General features: G+C 47.8%; 1 protein-coding gene. It reads left to right on the forward strand.

Annotation, left to right across the window (positions count from 1 at the left end; all coding sequences use genetic code 11):
* Window positions 1-1,059, forward strand: a 1,059-nt coding sequence (locus A3766_RS24730) for a molybdopterin oxidoreductase family protein (RefSeq protein ID WP_156509113.1), incomplete at both ends; no start/stop codon positions are given.

Here is a 1,059-nt window from a genome sequence, read left to right on the forward strand (position 1 = left end):
GTGTAATGCTATGGGGACGCGTGAATGGTCTTCTTGTTCTGGCTTACCAGGATACAGGGCTTTGGAAAATGAAGAGCACCGCCAGGAAATTGCAGATTTTTGGGGTATCGATGCTGACTTCTTCCCGACTAAGCGTGGGATGCAACAAACCGATATCTTCCCGGCAATTGAAACGGGCCAGATTAAAGCCTTGTGGTTGATCGCGACTAACCCAATGACCTCGATGCCGCAAACCTCTCGAATTCGTAAGACGCTTGAAAAACTGGAGTTCTTGGTTGTTCAGGATAGTTACCGTGACGTTGAAACCAATCAATATTCTCATGTCTATCTTCCGGGTTCAGTTTGGGCAGAAAAGGAAGGTTGCTTCACTAATACGGAGCGTCGTGTAAACCTAGTGCGTAAAGTGGTTGAGCCTTATGCCAACTCTAAGCCGGATTTCTGGATCTTTAACGAAATGGCCAAGCGTTTTGAGAATGGCCAGAAGATTAACTTCCCTGATACCACGGCAGAGGCCTTTGAAGAAATGCGCCAGCTATCGAAAGGTGATGGCAGAACCTTAGATATTTCAGGTATGACGCATGAAATACTGGAAGAAGCCAGAGGGATTCAGTGGCCTTATCGCGAAGGAAATGACAGTGGCAAGGGCGACCCTCGTTTGTATACGGACGGTAAGTTCCAGACTAAGAGCAAGAAGGCGAACCTGATTCCTTTGCCGTATATCGAGAATAATGAAACACCTTGCGACAAGTACCCCTTCTGGATGAATAGTGGCCGGGTAGTGGAGCACTTCCATACCCGAACTAAGACCGGGAAGTTGGGTAACCTGAATAAGTTCAGCCCAACCCCCTACATGGAAATGAACCCTGACGCAGCTGCAGAGTTAGGCGTAGCGCATCAATCGTATGTGAGAATTGTTTCGCGCCGCGGTGATGCCGTGGTGATGGTACAGCTAACGCAGAGAGTTCCTAGAAATATGGTTTTCATTCCTTTTCACTTTCATGATTGTGTTAATCGTGTCTCGCTTGGTTTGCTTGACCCACACTCAAGGCAACCTGCCTT

It is taken from the genome of Oleiphilus sp. HI0132, assembly GCF_001635845.1.